The sequence below is a fragment of the Pirellulales bacterium genome (genome assembly GCA_035656635.1).
GTDB lineage: Bacteria > Planctomycetota > Planctomycetia > Pirellulales > JADZDJ01 > DATJYL01.
In genome coordinates, this window is the sequence record DASRSD010000092.1 from 1 (window position 1) to 16,558 (window position 16,558).

Consider the following 16,558-nt stretch of genomic DNA (forward strand, 5'->3'; position numbering starts at 1 on the left):
GCTCCGCGATGGTGCCCAGCGAACCACCGACAAACTTTGGCAACTCTGCGGCAAAGTACTCGATCTATTCACCGAAAGCGAATGCCGCAACTACCTCCAACACTGTGGATACCGCTACAATTAACCGACGACGGCACTAGCTGACGGCTTAGATGGACAGACATACGATGAAGTATGTTGCGCATTGTCCAAAATATGCACGCCGCAAGTGCCGCCAAGTATTACAGCACGGCGGACTATTATTGCCAAGGAGAGCAAGAGCTCTCCGGTCGCTGGCACGGGCTGGGGGCGAGCAAGCTCGGACTAAGCGGCGTCATTCAGAAGGACGCCTGGGAAGCAATTTGCGATGGAAGGCACCCACAGACCGACAAGTCCCTCTTGCTCCGTCGAAACGAAAAGCGAACCGTGGGCTACGATTTCAATTTCCATGTGCCCAAGAGCGTTTCGGTCCTTTATGCGTTGACCAAGGATGAACGGATTCTGGATGGGTTTCGGAAATCGGTCGATGCGACGATGCGAGACATCGAAGGCGAAATGAAAACCCGTGTTCGCAAAGCGGGCAAAAACGAAGATCGTGTCACGGGTAACGCCGTGTGGGGTGAATTCATTCATTTTACGTCGCGGCCCGTGGATGGAGTGCCTGATCCTCACCTCCATGCGCACTGCTTTCTTCAGAACATCACCTGGTGTGATCGGGAAGAATCCTGGAAAGCCGGCCAGTTTCGCGACATCAAACGCGATGCGCCTTATTTTGAGGCGCTGTTTCATTCAAGGTTTGCCAACGAGTTGGCGGACTTGGGACTGCCGATCGAGCGAACGGAAAAGGCCTGGGAGATTGCCGGCGTGCCAGGCAGCGTGATTAGTAAATTCTCGCGGCGCACGGCGCAAATTGAACAGTTCGCCCGCGAAAAAGGCATCGACGATCCCGAAGCCAAAGCAGAGTTCGGAGTCGCAACGCGGGAACGCAAGGCCACGCAACTTACAATGCCTCAGTTGCAAGAGATGTGGCGGTCCCGCTTGTCGCCCGACGAGATTAATGCCCTGTCACTAGTTGAGGCGTGCCTTGGCGGGTATGCCGCACTCGCGAACGAACGGGCGGCGGCGGCAGCAATGGACTATGCTGCCGAACACTTATTCGAACATCACTCCGTGGTGCCGGAACGCGAATTGCTCGCCACGGCAATGCGACGGTCGGTTGGCCAGGCGACACCGGAACAGGTACATCTGCGAGCCGATCGCGCAGGACTGATTATCAGTGAACGAGACGGCCGGCGCATGGCCACAACACAAGCGGTGCTCCGCGAAGAGCGTGGCATTATCGATTTTGCGCGATCAGGGCGCGGTACATGCCGGCCCTTCGTCACAGGCACCCGCCGCTGCTCTCGCGATTGGCTCAACGCGTCGCAGCAAAGTGCCGTGCAGCATATTCTGCAATCACGCGATCGCGTGATTTTAATGCACGGGGCTGCGGGCGTAGGGAAAACTTCTTTGATGCAGGAAGCCGTCGAGGCGATTGAACAATCCGGCAGGAAGGTCTTGGCCTTTGCTCCGTCCGCCGACGCCAGCCGTGGCGTATTGCGTGCTGCCGGATTCAAGGACGCGGATACGGTAGCGCGCCTGCTCCTCGACAAAAAAATGCAAGACAAGGCCAAGGGGCAAGTCCTGTGGATCGACGAGGCTGGCTTATTGGGCAGCAAAACAACGGCGGAATTATTCTCGCTGGCCGACAGAATTGACGCACGGGTGCTGCTCACCGGCAACCGAAAGCAACATGGCTCGGTCGCCCGCGGCGCCATGCTCAAATTGCTCGAAGAAGAAGCCGGCCTCAGGCCGGCAGAGGTCAAGGAAATCCAGCGACAGTCCGGCCAATATAAATTGGCGATTAAGGCACTGTCCGAAGGCAAAACGGGCGAAGGCTTTGCCCGGCTCGATGACCTCGGTTGGATTCAGGAGAATGCTGACGCGGAGCGCTATCAACAGCTTGCAGGTGATTATGTCACGGCGATTTCACGGGGAAAAACCGGCTTGGTGGTTTCCCCGACGCATGCCGAAGGCGAGCGGTGTACCACGGAGATTCGGCACTTGCTGAAGGAACGCGGCGATTTATCGTCTGAGGAGCGCACCTTCACTGCGTTGGAAAATGTCAATCTTACTGAGGCCGAGCGCGGTGACGCGATCAACTACGCTGCGGGTGATATTCTGCAATTTCACCAAAACGCTAAGGGATTCATGCGCGGACAGCGGCTGATCGTCAACGGAGCGCCGTTGCCACTGGATCAAGCACGGCGATTTTCGGTTTTTCGTCCGACGCCGTTGAAACTAGCTGCGGACGACGTGATACGGATCACGCATAACGGTTTTACCGCGGATGTATTGTGCGAGTTAATCTGATCGCGCAATTCTGCGTTTTCTTCGGACAGTTGATGTTCAATTTGAGAAGGTGATCGTGTGACTGCGGCGAAGAAAAGGGCACCTGCAATCCCCACAGCAATGCCGACGAGTATAGCAATAGCCAACTTCATTTTTGGGATTTCAAAATTTGACCATCGTACTTAACTATATTCGGCTCAGAGCGCCAGATCGATAGAGTGGGCTAAGAAACGCACAGCGTCAATGCCGGAGCTTCCCTCCGGCGCACCCCATCGATCCGGCGCGCGAGGCCGAATTATTCAGATTTCAAACAGTTTTTGAATATGCACCTCTTGACTTTCAATTTCTAATAAATAAATTCAGTCGGCCAACGAACAGAAAACAAAGCGAGGGTGACGGGACTTGAACCCGCGACCTCCAACGTGACAGGCTGGCGCTCTAAACCAACTGAGCTACACCCCCGTCGCTTATCTATTATGCTCCGCGCCCTAATTGCATCTGCCGGGCAACACGCCATTATCAAATGTCAACGGTTTTTTGCAATCGGGGAAACCAGCTCGGCATGAACTGGGCACGGGCAACGCCATTAAACAATGACGGCGATTGCCGGCGAATTGTTCGCCAGGAATCGCCTAACGGGCTGTAATTTTAGCCCATTTGGGTTGTTTTCCACAAGGCGTTTGATCATGGGGGTCCTGGGGCGATTTAAATATTGCTTGGTCGAATTGCCCCGACGGAAACAGTCGCGGCTGTGCAACTTATTCACCATCGCGATGATGTCAGCATTCAGGTGGCGACTGCGGGCGGCAACCAAGCGGGGGTGTGGTTGTGCGGGACGTAACGAAAATGTCGGTCGGCTCAATTGCCTCCGGGCCCTTGCTGGCACATGCCGCTCCGGCGGGCATTCATAACCTAGACTTCCATGACGTTCCAAAGCGTTTCCGAGCAGCGTGCCCGAAACGGCGTTGCGGAACTGTTGCGCGGGGTCAGGCCATGAACGACATTTTCAACCATGCCTTTCAATGGATGAACCGCCTTGACCGGCAGGATTGGATGTTGGTGTTGATTGCGGCAGTGATCCTCGGCTTTTTGTGCTTGCGAGGGTTTGGATCGCGCACCAATTATTGACACAACAGTTTATTAACAGAAGTTTATTAACAGACAAGGGACTGAGTGTTTTGTCGCCGCGTCTTAACCGCGGACCGTAGCCCCGAACGCAGCGACGCCGATCCCAAAAATTCAAACACATCATCTCCTTTGCACCTTTTGCCTACTGCCACTTATGCAATTCCTTGCTGAAATCGATTGGTCGACCGTCCATCTTTCCACCCCTGTCGCGCTGGCTGCAGTGGCTTTAATTGGCTATCTGGTTGGGCGCCGCAAACGGGAGCAGCAACAGCTTTCCACGGAAGTGCAAGCGCGCCGCGAGCTAAAACGCGCTCAGGCCGTGGCCAAGGAACTGGAACGCATTGCCGTGGCAGTGCGGCGCAGCATTGCCACGCATCACTCCAGCGTGCTGAAATTCAAAGATCGGGTCTCGTCGCTGGGAGGCGACAAGCAGGATGGCGCCTGGCAAGAACTGTGCTGCGAAGCCGAGGGGATGCTGAAGCCCACGCTGAAGCTTGCCGGGCAACTGGCTGCCGCCTACGACGAAATTCGCCAGCAATCGAACAATTTGATGACCTTCACCGAAGTCCGCACCGATCCTTTGACCGGGGTCAGCAACCGCCGGGCCTTGGACGAAACGCTGGAATCGATGTTCGCCATGATGCACCGTTACGAACAACCGTTTTCGGTCACGCTCCTGGATATCGACCACTTCAAGGAAATCAACGACGAGCAAGGGCATTTATACGGCGACCGAATGTTAAAAGCCGTGGCTAGGTTGTTTGATGACAACGTGCGCGATACCGACATGGTGGCCCGTTACGGCGGGGAAGAATTTGTGATTGTCATGCCGCAAACTTCGCTCGATGGGGCCTCGACATTCACCGAGCGGTTACGGCGGCGCGTGGAGCAGCAGTTGCCGCTAACCGTCAGCGGCGGCGTTTCGGTGGCCGCGGACGGAGACAATGCGCAAACGCTGCTCGCCCGAGCCGATGCCGCGTTGTATAGCGCCAAGGCGGCCGGCCGCAACCATGTTTTCCGTCACAGCGGCGTCACCATTTTGCCGTGCAGTGAACTCCCGCAAGAGGAAGTCGACGCGGTGGCGGTGGAGCAAGCCTAAGCACTTGCCGGCGGCAGCGGAGCGCGAATTACAACACGCCTTGCGCCGGATCGTAGCCCAATTCCTGGCTGTGGTAAAGATCTTTGTCCGCTTCTTGCTTGCGGCCCAGCTTATCGTAAACCAATCCGCGGTGGTGATACATCACCGCCAAGCTACGATTGGCTTCCCTTAAATCGAGCAACAAGGTGAGCGGGTTGGCAGTGCGCTGCCGCAGTTGCATTTCCTGTTTGAAACGCTCCGTCAGACGAACGGCGCGGTCCAGGTCTTTTAACGCTTCCTCGCTGCGATCCGATAAGAACAGCAGGTAACCCCGGGTATCCAGAAACTCGGCATTATTATCCCCCGTTTCCGCCAGAGCTTTATTAATATCCGCCAAGCCATCGGGCAATTCCTGATTTGCCACTGCCCGGACATATGCCCGCGAGTTTAAGTTCTCCGGCGTCGGACTGACGCGGACCGCTTGGTTGGCATCGTCGAGGGCTTCTCGATAGCGCCCCAAGCGCACGTAGATCCAACTTCGTTCGGCATACACAATGGACAAATCGAGGTTGGAATCGATCAGCCCGACAAGTTGATTCCAATCGGCCAGACTGCCGTTCAAATCAGCGATTTTTTCCCGGCACTGGGCACGACGAAAATACAATTTCCAGGAATGCGGGCTCCAGCCAATTGCGCGACTAAAATCGGCGCTGGCGCCGACATAATCTCCGGCCCAAAATTTTTGCTCGGCGCGGCTGCTAAACCAATGGGCCACTCCGTGCTGGACGACCGAAAGAATTTGCGGCCCAAACATAACGGGCACGACAATGCCCAACAGCACGACCAGCAACACCATTCGCTTGGTGCGCAGGGAAATTTTTGGCCGGCGCGGCGCTTCCTCATCGTGAAACTTCAGATCCTCAAACCGCGGCGCGATGGGGAAACCGTGCTCGTCGAACTGGCGGAAATCAGTGGCCATAAACTGCGCTGGATCGCCTTGTAATCGCCCGTATTGCTATCGTAAGCATAAATGCCGACATGGCCAGTGCCAAGCGAAAAATCCACTTAGAACGACTCCGGGGGTCGCGATGGACTAAGCCGATTAAACGCTCTGTCTTATCGTGCCCCAGCGCCGCGATAGCAGTTTTGATGCCGCTTGACGAAGCAAAATTGATCGCCAATCATTCGTTTTTCCAGCTTCTGTTCGGACCGCATTGACGGGCCTTGGCAGGCATCGTAAATTGCATACAACACCTGACGGAGGTCGCGCTGCCGCAGCTTCACGCTGGCCACATTACTTATCGTCGCCAGCGCGGCATCCAGGTAGATCAAGCCCACCGGAGGAACATCATGCCGCTATTCGAAGTCGAAACCGACGCGCACATTATCATCACTTGGGCTGCTAACGACGATGAGGCAAGCCAAGTGGCGAATCAGGCTTACCCGGGCGAAAGAGTGCTGCGGCTGACCAAACGACCGCGCGACACTTGGGTCATTTCCAAATCGGTGCTGGGCATTAACGGACATGTGGACATTTGCCACACGGCCCGTGATTGCCTGAGCAAAGCCCAGGGAGACAAGGTGCATGCGATTCGAATTTACATGCACGAGACAGGCGAAGATTTGGACCGGGCGCGCAAAGTCATCGAATCGAACATGGTGATGGGCTGGTAGCGTCGCCAAGCCACGATTCCGAAAATCACGAATGCCATTGCGCTACTCTCCAGCGCCAGTGCCCATCCCGCCGGTTCCGGCACGGGAACGACGTTGAAGTTGCTGATCTGCACGTCCGCCGCGGCGGATGAGGTATCGTCGCCGAAGAACGTGAGGTTCGACTGATTGTAGGGGAACCCCGTGTTAAACGGCGGACCGCTGTTGAAGGCTGTGTAATCTCGCAAGGCGCCGGTGAGAATTTGCGCGTTGTTGGCGAACAGCGTGTAGTTGGCGCCCTGAATGTCCAAGCGATAGTTAATCAATCCGGCGGTTGTGTCGAAAGTACTCGACGATTCGCCGTGGGTGAAGCCGGCATTTTGCGCCCACACTTCGTTGGTCCAAAAACCGAGTTCAATTCCCTGCGGGGTGGCATCGTTGGAAAGCGCAATCACGCTGAAGCCAGCGCGATCGTTGCTGACGTGATTTTCGCTGAGCATCTTGACCGTAAAATCCAACTCGAAGCCGGTGGTCCGATCGAGCGGCACGACATCCGGATCAGTATATTGAAATCCCGGAGAGAGCAAATTGGGAATGTGCGTGGCGAAGCCGGCCACATCGTTGATTTGCGGCGTGGTATCAAGCGTAGTGACGCTACTACCAGCAACCGCCGTCGCTAGAGGCGCGGTCAGTGGATTGGCTTTATTGAATGCCTGGTAACCCCAGTTCTGCTGCGTGGGCAACTGATTGCTGCTGCCGTCGTATTGCGGGGCGGCACGCACGGCAGTCGAGAGAACTAACACAGCGAACGACGCCAGGGCGCATTGAGCCCCGCGGCAGACAAAGACAGTGCGAATCATAGAAGCCTCTTCTAAAGCCACCTGCGACAATTCCCACGCCTGGTTCCGAGGCAGGCGTACGTTGCATCCATTGTAATTGCCGATCCCAACCAACGAAACACCGTAAACGCCGCCATTTTCTCAACCGTATTAGGCATCAGCGGTGTTTTTTCGCCATCGACGCGAAACCACCCAGATCAAAATCACCAATAGCAGCACGCCCCCCGCGGCGGCATAGATAATTTCCGGCGGCAGCGGCGCGGGATCGACAAGTACAAATGAGACCAGCGTGTTCTTACTAACCGGGTCGCCATTGTCGACCACGCCCAACAACACTTGGTTGCCATTGGGTAGCGCCGGACCGAAACACAGCCCCTCCAAGTTTTCGCCAATTTGGGTGCTGGCAAACAATAACTTTTTGCCGACAGGCTTATAGTTTTGGCCCTTCAGCCCATTGGCCAGCACGCCTTGGCTGATGTCGGTAGCACCGTTGAAATCGACTTGAAAAATTCGCGTCTCGAATGTCGGCAGGCCTTCAATCGCCGATCGTTCCAACGTTAAGAGCGTGCCATCGGGCAAAACAACCAAATCGCTCAGGCCGCTGCTAAACGGAGTGCCCACGCCTGCATGAATCGGCTCCAACACATAGGCGTATTCTTGAGCCGGTGTCAACGTGTTGCTATTCACGGCGAAACGAACCAACCGCACGACACTGCCGGCGCTGCGCGTGGAGGGAACGCCGTCGGCGGTTAGGGCTTCTTCGTTGGCGGTCCATATCTCCTGCCCATCAGCCCGGCGAGTGAGCGACTCCAGCCCACGGTTATCGACCTGATACATGAACACCGGCGGCATGCCCACGGTTTGCAACGGCGTGGCAGATTTATCCAGGCTGTATTCGTAAAGCGCCGGCGGCGGCGGGGTAGCCTCGTTGCTAAGAAACACGCTGTTGCGCGATTGGCCGGTATAGGCAATTCCCTCGTAATCTCGGCTGGTCGCAATGGTATGCCCGCCGGTCACTGAGGCCTGATCGATCGTGCCATCGTCTTTGAAAGTCACATTGAGAAACACCAGATGGTTGGAGTTATCCATCACTGCCACATAACGGTTATCAAAACCGTAGGCAATGCCGCTAAGACCCGTGATGGTGAATGTTGCACCGTTTTGATCGGTCGCTTTGTCCACACTCAAACGCACTTTGCCCAGGTAATTTAGCGCGTAGTTTTTTGGCGCGTTGCTTTTTGCAGATTCGGCTGCCTGGACGGGCGCGCAGCAAGCGACATCAAGCACAAGCAGCAAGGCGACCAAAAAATACGACGTCACGAGACGCATGGCTAATTACGATCTGCCAGTGGCGAACCCCGAATGAATTCGCTGCCAGCGTTCACTTGGTTTCACGCCTCAAAACAGTGATGCTTTCCAAGGTAGATTGAGGCGCGCAGCGGGTCAAGCTTGACGCAAAAGACTCGCAAGGAGAAAGGCCGCGCGCTTACCAGGCTGCGTGCGCAGGCAATAAAGCCGGAGCAGCGCCCGTGGGACGCGGCGAACTGTATGCAGGCTCGTTGGTGGAGCTGCTCGAGTTTGTGCCTTGATAGGCGCCATATACCTCGCTGCTGGGCGAACTCATCGGCGAAGTAGATGCCAACTCGACGCCCGAGGACGACGGGCTTGCATTGGCCGCCGATTGATAAACGGCCGGGACTACACCACCGCTTTGTGCATGGTTCTCCGGCGAAGTGCTGCTAGTGTTGGGTTGATACGGCGCGCCGCTGGGCGAAATGTAGTTGCCCGTGCCGCCGGGCCGGTAATCCGAATTGCTTGGGACGGCTGCACCGGGAGTGGCCGTTGGCGGAGCGTAAACATTGGGCGGATTGTAACCGGTATTGCCCACAGGGTTGGTTGTCGTTGCAGGTTGCGAACCTGTGGCGTTCACATCGTAGCTTGGGGCCGATCGATAATCGCCGGTGGGTTGGGAATAACGGTCGCCAGCTCCCGGAGCGAATGAACTGCTGGCCGCAGGCGCGGCAGAAGCGGGCCCCGCATAGCGATCTGCCGACGGCGGAAACGGACTTGCGGCGCCATTCATCGTATTCCCGGCGGCGCTGTATCGATCGTCACTCGGCGGGTTGGCAGCCGCAGGAGCAGTCACGGCTGCATTTGGCGGAGCAACGCCGCTCGGAGCGCTTGTCATCGGCGCCGAGCCCATACCGCTGCGCGCATCGGCAACGCGATAATTTGGCATGGAACTGTTCGGCATGGCCGACATGGCTGGCGCGGCATTCGGCATCGCCGGTTGCATGCCAGGAATTGCAGCGCCAGAGGCGTAGCGATTGGCGGCCGCGCCTCCATCGTAGGTCGGATTATAAAAACCGGATTGAGGCTGTCCGACACCTGGCGGTGCGGCAGCGACGCCATTGGCAGGATAAACACCGGCGCCTGACGCCGCGCTAGGGGCGCCATAGGCAACTCCCGGCGGAGCATTTGTCGCACTTGCCATCCCTGCAGTTTGCGGGCCCGTGGCGACAGGACTTACTCTAGCTTGCGAATAGGGCGTGACAGGATATGCCGGATAGCCCGCCGGATTCGCTACATTGCTATTAAAACCGGCGGCATTCGCAGAACCCAAAGCTGCGGCCGGATTAGTCGCGGGCGGCCTGGCGATGCCTGCCAACGAATTATTTGGATTTTGATTGGCACTGGGTAGCGTCGCTGCCGCGGCGTTGTACTTTGGAGCATCGCCGCCTGCTACAGCCGTGTCAGGCTTTTTATGCCACCACGCAAACATGCTGCCGCTGCCGCTTGTGCAGCCGCCAACTCCAATCACCGTCAATACGACCACCGCAAATCGGCCAGATGTGGCACGCATGGCAGAAACCACCTTTTAACTTAGCCAGGGTGTGAAGACCACATCCGGCTGCTTTCGACTTCCCTGTCGAAATGCACTGGCCGGAGAATCCTCTTCCCTGAGGATGGGATACGGAAAAGATTTGCCCGAAATTATTGCTCGGCGCGGCTCGCCCACTGCCGACATATTATTGAACTTCGGCTGGGGCGATTCGTAAACTCCACGCAATCATTACAAACCCACTGCATGCTTGCGCGCAAGCATGCAGATTTGTGGCGGCAGGGGCAGGATTCTAGCGTTCCCAGCACTTTGGTCAACGGCAGGTTCCCAAGCGGAGTGCTAGCGCGGCCCATTCAACAGATGCAGTAATGCCAAAATCGCGCCACTCATCTGCCGCTCATCGGCAAGTGAGAAACCCGAGCCGCCACTGCTATCACTTTTTCGCCGCCGCATAATTCTTGGCAACGGTGTCCCAATCGATCACATTCCAGAAGGCGTCAACATATTCCGGCCGGCGATTTTGGTACTTCAAGTAATAAGCATGTTCCCAAACATCAACGCCCAAAATTGGCTTGTTGCCGCTGGCATTGGCAGCAGCGCCCATTAAGGGACTGTCTTGATTCGGGGTGCTTTCCACCACCAGCTTGCCCGATTTGTCGACGCTTAACCAAGCCCATCCGCTGCCGAAGCGGCCCGCAGCAGCCTTGGCAAAAGCTTCCTTGAAATGATCCCAACCCATGAGGTCTTTTTGAATGGCTTCCGCCAACTGACCGGTGGGTTGGCCGCCATTGTTCTTTTTCAGCAGCAGCCAAAACATCGAGTGGTTTGCGTGCCCGCCGCCGTTGTTGCGCACCGCCGTGCGAATTCCCTCGGGCACTTTGTCCAAATTGGCAATGAGCTGCTCAACCGGCTGGTTGCCTAAATCACTGTCTTTCAGTGCCGTGTTCAAATTATTAACGTATGCCTGATGGTGTTTATCGTGATGAATTTCCATCGTTTTGGCATCGATGTACGGTTCCAACGCATCGGTGGCATAAGGCAGTGGAGGCAATGTGTACGCCATGTTTAATCTCCTTTTCCGTGTGTTGCACAAGCAGCCAGCGGAGGCAAAAATCGTAGGTCTTTTTGGAGCAGCAGCAGTCCGATGCGCAGCATACTCAATTGCCGCCAGACCCGCAATCGGCCGGAGGCAAATAGGACGCCGATTCAATCGGGTCGCATGACCATCGGCAATATGACCGACGGGCGGTAAAGATGAGCAAATTTCGTCCAAACTGGCTGCGACTCGTGCAGTCGACTTGGCCTACCCGGCGCGAAAGCTCGGTGGCCAACAAAGCTCAGCAACTTGTTGCAGTGCGGGCGTCTTGTTCGCTGCCAGGGCGAGCTGTGGCGACGGCTTCGTTCGCATCAAAGTGCGAATCAGCGCTTTGCTGCGTGGCCTCTTGATGTCCAGACACATCCGTCAATTCATTCGCCATCAAGTAGGACTGCAAACTTACAATCACACGCCGGGCTTGCTCCAACGTGGCTGTGTAGCGACGATCACGGCCGCGCTTGGCCCGAATCGTCACTTGGATATGTGTTTGCGGTGGGAGCGCCGATGTTTTGTTGGAACTCTCTTCGCCTAGTGGCCTTGCTTCGCGGGTGAACTTCAACTCGACCACCAGCGGCACGGGCCGATCAGCGCGCCGTCGAGAATCCACCATGCCGGACTGCAGGAGCAATTCGACACATTCATTTTCAATTCGCGAGATTGCGCCTTGTTGATCAGATACAAATCCGCGGAGCTTTTCCACGGTAATATCCAGCGGCACGTTGGTGACAAGCGCCCTTTCCAATAGCGGGCCGGTCGTGTTCTTTCGCCAAAAGCGCCAGCGGCGGTCCCGTTCGGTGGATTCGCCGTTCCAACCGCTGCCAAGTTGCACCACTAAGTTGCGGCCGGCTTCCTTGGCCATCAGCAGCGCGCGATCGGCGCGGTTGAGCATCGTCTGCACAGTGTCGCCGCCTTGAATTTCCGTCACGCCAAAGCTGGCCGAGCAGGCCTTGCCGCCCAATGCCGGTTGCGATAAATCGTTAAATCCGCGCCGCACTTGTTCCGCCCGCGCCGCGGCCGAGGCATTGTTGCAATCGGCGCACAGCATGACAAACTCTTCGCCGCCGAAGCGGGCCACCAAATCGCCCGGGTGACAACCGCTTTTCAGCAGTTGCGCGAAGCTTTTAATAATTTCGTCCCCCGCCAAATGGCCGTAGGTATCGTTGACCTGCTTAAACCGGTCGATGTCGCAAATGATTAAGCTGCACGGCAGCTTCCGCTCGCGATGCACTTCGATAAATAGCGCGTGGGCGCGATCGAACTCGGCACGGTTGGCCAACTGCGTTAGCGGATCACGAATCGCCTGTTGATACAGATGCTGGCAACGGTCTTCCAGCGATGCTTCCCCCGAGGAATCGTGCAACAGAACGGTCACGCCTTGCGTGGCGCCATCGGCGCCGACGATGGGAATCGTGTGCACGTCGACGGCCAAATCTCGCCCTCCCCGACCGCAAATGATCAGCCGCCGCAACGATTGCACGCTACTATGCATGGCCAGTCCCACCGGGCACTGCTGATCGGCAATATCTCGGCCGCGCTCATCGCGCATTTTGAGCAAGCTGGGAATGAACTGTCGCTGCAACATGCTGGTTCCGTTAATCCCCGTCAACCGCTCGGCCCCGCGGTTCCAATGCTTAACCTGCAACTGCGTGCCCAGGAAAATCACGCCGTCGTACATGTTTTCCAACAATCTTTGTTGATGCAGCGATTCAATTTGGCACGGGCTATCGACGGATGGGCTCGCAGATTGTTGCCACCAATCTAATGTGGTGTTGGGGTCCAGCTCCCGCAACCATCGGCGGGCCACCCGGCCGTGCAGCTTTTGCTGATCCATCGACAACAGTTCCGCAAAGTGAAACACCAATTGCGGATCGAATTGCGTTCCCGCAAAGTCGCATAATTCCTTCATGGCCCGTTCGTGGGACATCGCGGGCCGATAAACTTGCGGCGTGGTCATGGAGTCGAAGGCATTTGCAATCGACAGCACGCGCGCACCCAAGGGCAAATTATTTCCTTCGCAATCGACCCGCTGGCGGCTGCCGTCAAACCACGTAGCGCTATGCCGCACGATGGCCAACACCTCGGGCGAAGCACAACACGATTCCAAAATTTGCAAACCCAATGAGCGATGACGATCCATGAATACGCGCTCGTCCGCCGTCAGCTCGCCGGGCTTCAATAAAACCGCATCGGGAACGCCGATCTTGCCGATATCGTGCAGCAGTGCGGCAATTTCCAGGGCATCTCGCTGGAGCGGCGGCAGCTCCAAGGCTAACCCCCAGGCAGAACACGCCAGCGCAACGCGAACACTGTGGGAGGCCGTCGACGAATCTTTGCAGCGCAAGGCGGTCAACAAGCTGCTGGCTAGTCCCAGCCGGGCCTGTGCCAGCCGCTGGTCCAGCACGCCTTCCAGGGCAGAATCTTGGATGCTGCTGGTCGACTGGCCTCGACGATGGTCGAGCTCGCCATGATCCAACAGCGCGTGAAGCTCACAAAACTTTTCTTCCACATTCACCGCTGCGCTCTCTGCCTCGGCGGATGGCGGCAGGCTAGCCACGACAGGGGCAGCATTCGAAGTCGGAAATTGAGCGGGAGAAGCTTGCGCCATCGGAGAATTATCAATCCGACATTGTCGGCGTTTGCTACGAGAAGTCCTTAGGAAAGCGATCCGACAACCAACGCCGATAACTCTCCGCGTGGCCCCCGGCAAACCTGCCAAGTGAGCGACGGGCCAACGACAAAGGAATTTCGATGCCGGTTACGGCGACAGCCTCTTTGCGCACCGATTCCGACCCTCTAGACTAGCGCCGCGTACAATCGACCACAGAAGGCTAGGTTATGGCTGGCCTTTGGTCAAATTTTATAATCTTGCCGTCCGTGTAATGATTCCCGATGAATTTGCTGATAACGATCGTGCGGGTTTGTCCGGCGCTGCAGCATGTATTCAAACCGTTGCCGTGCGAAAGTTTCTTCCGACGTGGTAATTTCTAACCGCCATCCCCTCTACCTTCCATGCGACTTATTTCTTATGCCTCGGCTTCCGGTCCGCGAGTGGCCGCAGTGCTGCCCAATGGTTTTTATGTTGACTTGCAACAGGCCGATTCGAGTCTGCCCAGTGATATTACTCAGCTTCTGGCACTGGGCCACGACGGCCTGCGCCGCGCGGCACTTGCCGTAACGCATGGCCAGGCGATCAATCCCGCGGAGGTGCAGCTTTTGCCCCCCGTGCCGCGGCCGGAAAAAATCTTTTGCATCGGCCTCAACTATGCGGACCATGCCCGCGAAACCGGCAAACAACCGCCGCCGGAGCCGGTGGTGTTCAACAAATTTGTGACGGCGCTGCGTGCGGCGGGTGAGCCCATTGTCTTGCCGCGGCTGAGCGAAAAGGTTGATTACGAAGCGGAGTTGGTGGTCGTCATTGGCAAGCCCGGCCGACACATTCCCAAGCAGCAAGCGCTCGAACACGTCGCCGGCTATACTTGCGGCAACGATATTTCCGCTCGCGATTGGCAAAATCACAAGCCCGGGGGGCAATGGCTGTTGGGGAAATCGTTCGATAGCTTCGCGCCGCTGGGCCCGGAATTGGTCACTGCCGACGAACTGCCCGATGCCGGCAATTTACAAATCAGCCTGCGAATCAACGGCCACACCATGCAAGATAGCCGCACCTCGCAACTGATTTTCGGCGTAGCGGATTTAATCAGCTACATTTCCGGCGTCTGCACATTCAGCCCGGGCGATTTAATTTACACTGGCACGCCGCCGGGCGTCGGCTTTGCGCGAAAGCCGCCGGTTTATCTTCAACCCGGCGACGTCGTGGAAGTGGAAATCGAGCGGATTGGAAAGCTGCGAAATCCGGTTGTCGCAGAACGATGAGCCGATGCGCCATCTTCGATGGAAATTAGCTTTTATCACGCACGGAGCGCCTGGCCTACGACTCACGTAGGCGGAGTCTCTCCGAGACTCGCGGACGCGTTTCGGAGAAACGCGTCTACGTGTTGCCGGCGCTTTATCTGCGAATAGTTCGATGGTGGGGGTCGCCAAAGTACCGATTAGTCTCCCAGAGGGGGGTTCCCGGTTTCTGACGCCTCTCGTTGTTTCTTAACGCAAATCTAGCGAACGCTGTTGCCGAAGATGGTGGACATTATCGGCGGTTACCGTTACACTTAACGGCAGCGGTTGCTTCCACCGTAAACTTGCGCGGACCGCAATCAACTCGTAGCGCATGCACTGTTGAACGCCAAACGAAAACCGGATGTAGTTTGGCGTTATTTACTGTTCCAATCGTCGCTTAGGTGAATCATGGAAGCCGATGCTCGTCCTATGAACCATGGCACGCTGCGCGTTCGTCGTGGCTTTACGCTGGTTGAATTGCTGGTGGTGATTGCCATTATTGGAATTTTGATCGCGCTGCTGCTGCCTGCCGTGCAGGCGGCGCGCGAAGCTGCCCGCCGTTCGCAATGCGTAAACAGCCTCAAGCAAATCGGCTTGGCGCTGTTCAATTACGAAAGCGCCAAAAAGGCGTTCCCGCAAGGCCGCATGCTGCCCGATTGGACCCATAATGGCATCGTGCAACCGGGGAAAACTTCGTACACCGACGTCGTCGTTGATGCGACTACGAAGACCGGATTCTATTCGGTGCATACCTGGCTGCTGCCGTTCATGGAAGAGCAAGGGATTTACAATCTGATTAACTTCCAGTTGCCAATCACAACAGTCATGGAAAGCCCGATCGGCACATTTACGGCGAATCCCAGTTATGCTGCTTATTCGCAGGCCGCCGCGATTTTTATTTGCCCGAGCGACCCAAATACCGGTGCCGTGATTTCAGAGAATAACTATCGCTATAATTTCGGTGGTTCCACGCCCTATGCCGGCTGGAAGACGGCGGGTACGCCATCAACCCTTGCGCAAATTGTGGCCGATAACAGTGGCGGCAATGGCGCATTTACCATCGGCAAAGGACTGCGCGTATCGGATATTTCCGATGGCTTGTCGAAAACTGCTTTCTTCTCAGAGCGAACCAAAGGCAGCTTGCTTGTGCCGGCCAATAGTCCGGTCACCAGGGACGACGTGGTACAGTGCAAAATGACACTGACTTACAACAATCTTCCTTACACCAATCCCGCCTCGGATACGGCCACTATATACAATGCCGCTTTGGCGGCTGTGAGTAATCCCACCATTATGAAAGATTCCTTTAACTTCACTGCCATGGGTCGATGGGACAAAGGGGACACTACAGGAGCTGGCAGTGGAAAAAGTTACACCGACGGTTGGCCCGTGGGTATGTATATGGCCACCATGTATAACCACGTTGCCCCACCCAATTTCGCGGGCGAAGATTGTGGAGCGTTTAGCTCGCTTCCTGACACTCCGGGCGAAGCGGCGTTGGTTGCGGCCCGCAGTTATCACACCGGCATTGTGAATGTTTGCTTTGGCGATGGGCACGTGACTTCGATCAGCGACACCATCGACTTGAACACATGGCGCGCTTTAGGCACCCGCAACGGCAGCGAAGCCGTGCCGGACATTAATTAGGGAAAGGTTTTGCCCGC

General features: G+C 56.5%; 13 protein-coding genes and 1 tRNA gene. 6 read left to right on the top strand and 8 right to left on the bottom strand.

Going from position 1 to position 16,558, the window contains the following annotated elements:
• Positions 1-174 precede the first annotated feature (174 nt).
• A complete protein-coding gene (gene mobF / locus VFE46_08520; protein HZZ28032.1) occupies positions 175-2,391 on the top strand; it encodes a MobF family relaxase in 2,217 nt (738 codons plus the stop codon).
• Positions 2,392-2,757: 366 nt separating this feature from the next.
• Here mobF and VFE46_08525 read toward each other — a convergent pair.
• Positions 2,758-2,832: transfer RNA gene (locus VFE46_08525), tRNA-Asp, on the bottom strand.
• Positions 2,833-3,363: 531 nt separating this feature from the next.
• On the opposite strand from VFE46_08525, the gene VFE46_08530 reads away from it, so the two are divergent.
• Positions 3,364-3,498 (top strand): hypothetical protein, encoded by a 135-nt coding sequence (locus tag VFE46_08530; GenBank protein HZZ28033.1) that lies wholly within the window; start codon positions 3,364-3,366, stop codon positions 3,496-3,498.
• Positions 3,499-3,652: 154 nt separating this feature from the next.
• The gene (locus VFE46_08535; GenBank protein HZZ28034.1) at positions 3,653-4,597 is read left to right on the top strand and encodes a GGDEF domain-containing protein; all 945 of its coding nucleotides are present in this window, start codon (positions 3,653-3,655) and stop codon (positions 4,595-4,597) included.
• Between the two features lie 28 nt (positions 4,598-4,625).
• Here the strand turns inward: VFE46_08535 and VFE46_08540 are convergent, their stop codons facing one another.
• Positions 4,626-5,555, bottom strand: coding sequence for a hypothetical protein (locus VFE46_08540; GenBank protein ID HZZ28035.1), 930 nt, complete (start codon positions 5,553-5,555; stop codon positions 4,626-4,628).
• A 137-nt stretch (positions 5,556-5,692) separates the two neighbouring features.
• Entirely contained in the window at positions 5,693-5,914 is a 222-nt protein-coding gene (locus tag VFE46_08545) for a hypothetical protein (GenBank protein ID HZZ28036.1), read from the bottom strand.
• 12 nt (positions 5,915-5,926) lie between these two features.
• Between VFE46_08545 and VFE46_08550 the strand changes: the two genes are divergently transcribed.
• Positions 5,927-6,250, top strand: coding sequence for a DUF6793 family protein (locus VFE46_08550; protein ID HZZ28037.1), 324 nt, complete (start codon positions 5,927-5,929; stop codon positions 6,248-6,250).
• Here the strand turns inward: VFE46_08550 and VFE46_08555 are convergent.
• From VFE46_08555 to VFE46_08575, 5 genes are all read right to left on the bottom strand, one after another.
• A complete protein-coding gene (locus VFE46_08555; GenBank protein HZZ28038.1) occupies positions 6,175-7,086 on the bottom strand; it encodes a hypothetical protein in 912 nt (303 codons plus the stop codon). The genes VFE46_08550 and VFE46_08555 overlap by 76 nt on opposite strands.
• A gap of 129 nt (positions 7,087-7,215) precedes the next feature.
• Positions 7,216-8,394, bottom strand: a complete 1,179-nt coding sequence (locus VFE46_08560; protein HZZ28039.1) for an esterase-like activity of phytase family protein — start codon at positions 8,392-8,394, stop codon at positions 7,216-7,218.
• Positions 8,395-8,551: 157 nt separating this feature from the next.
• Positions 8,552-9,928 (bottom strand): hypothetical protein, encoded by a 1,377-nt coding sequence (locus tag VFE46_08565; GenBank protein ID HZZ28040.1) that lies wholly within the window; start codon positions 9,926-9,928, stop codon positions 8,552-8,554.
• Between the two features lie 412 nt (positions 9,929-10,340).
• The gene (locus VFE46_08570; GenBank protein HZZ28041.1) at positions 10,341-10,970 is read right to left on the bottom strand and encodes a superoxide dismutase; all 630 of its coding nucleotides are present in this window, start codon (positions 10,968-10,970) and stop codon (positions 10,341-10,343) included.
• Between the two features lie 274 nt (positions 10,971-11,244).
• Entirely contained in the window at positions 11,245-13,608 is a 2,364-nt protein-coding gene (locus VFE46_08575; GenBank protein HZZ28042.1) for a diguanylate cyclase, read from the bottom strand.
• Positions 13,609-14,012: 404 nt separating this feature from the next.
• Between VFE46_08575 and VFE46_08580 the strand changes: the two genes are divergently transcribed.
• Together VFE46_08580 and VFE46_08585 are read left to right on the top strand one after the other, a co-directional pair.
• The gene (locus VFE46_08580; GenBank protein ID HZZ28043.1) at positions 14,013-14,876 is read left to right on the top strand and encodes a fumarylacetoacetate hydrolase family protein; all 864 of its coding nucleotides are present in this window, start codon (positions 14,013-14,015) and stop codon (positions 14,874-14,876) included.
• A 426-nt stretch (positions 14,877-15,302) separates the two neighbouring features.
• Positions 15,303-16,541 carry a DUF1559 domain-containing protein gene (locus VFE46_08585; protein HZZ28044.1) on the top strand — a complete coding sequence of 413 codons (1,239 nt, stop codon included), beginning with the start codon at positions 15,303-15,305 and terminating at the stop codon, positions 16,539-16,541.
• Positions 16,542-16,558: the final 17 nt, after the last annotated feature.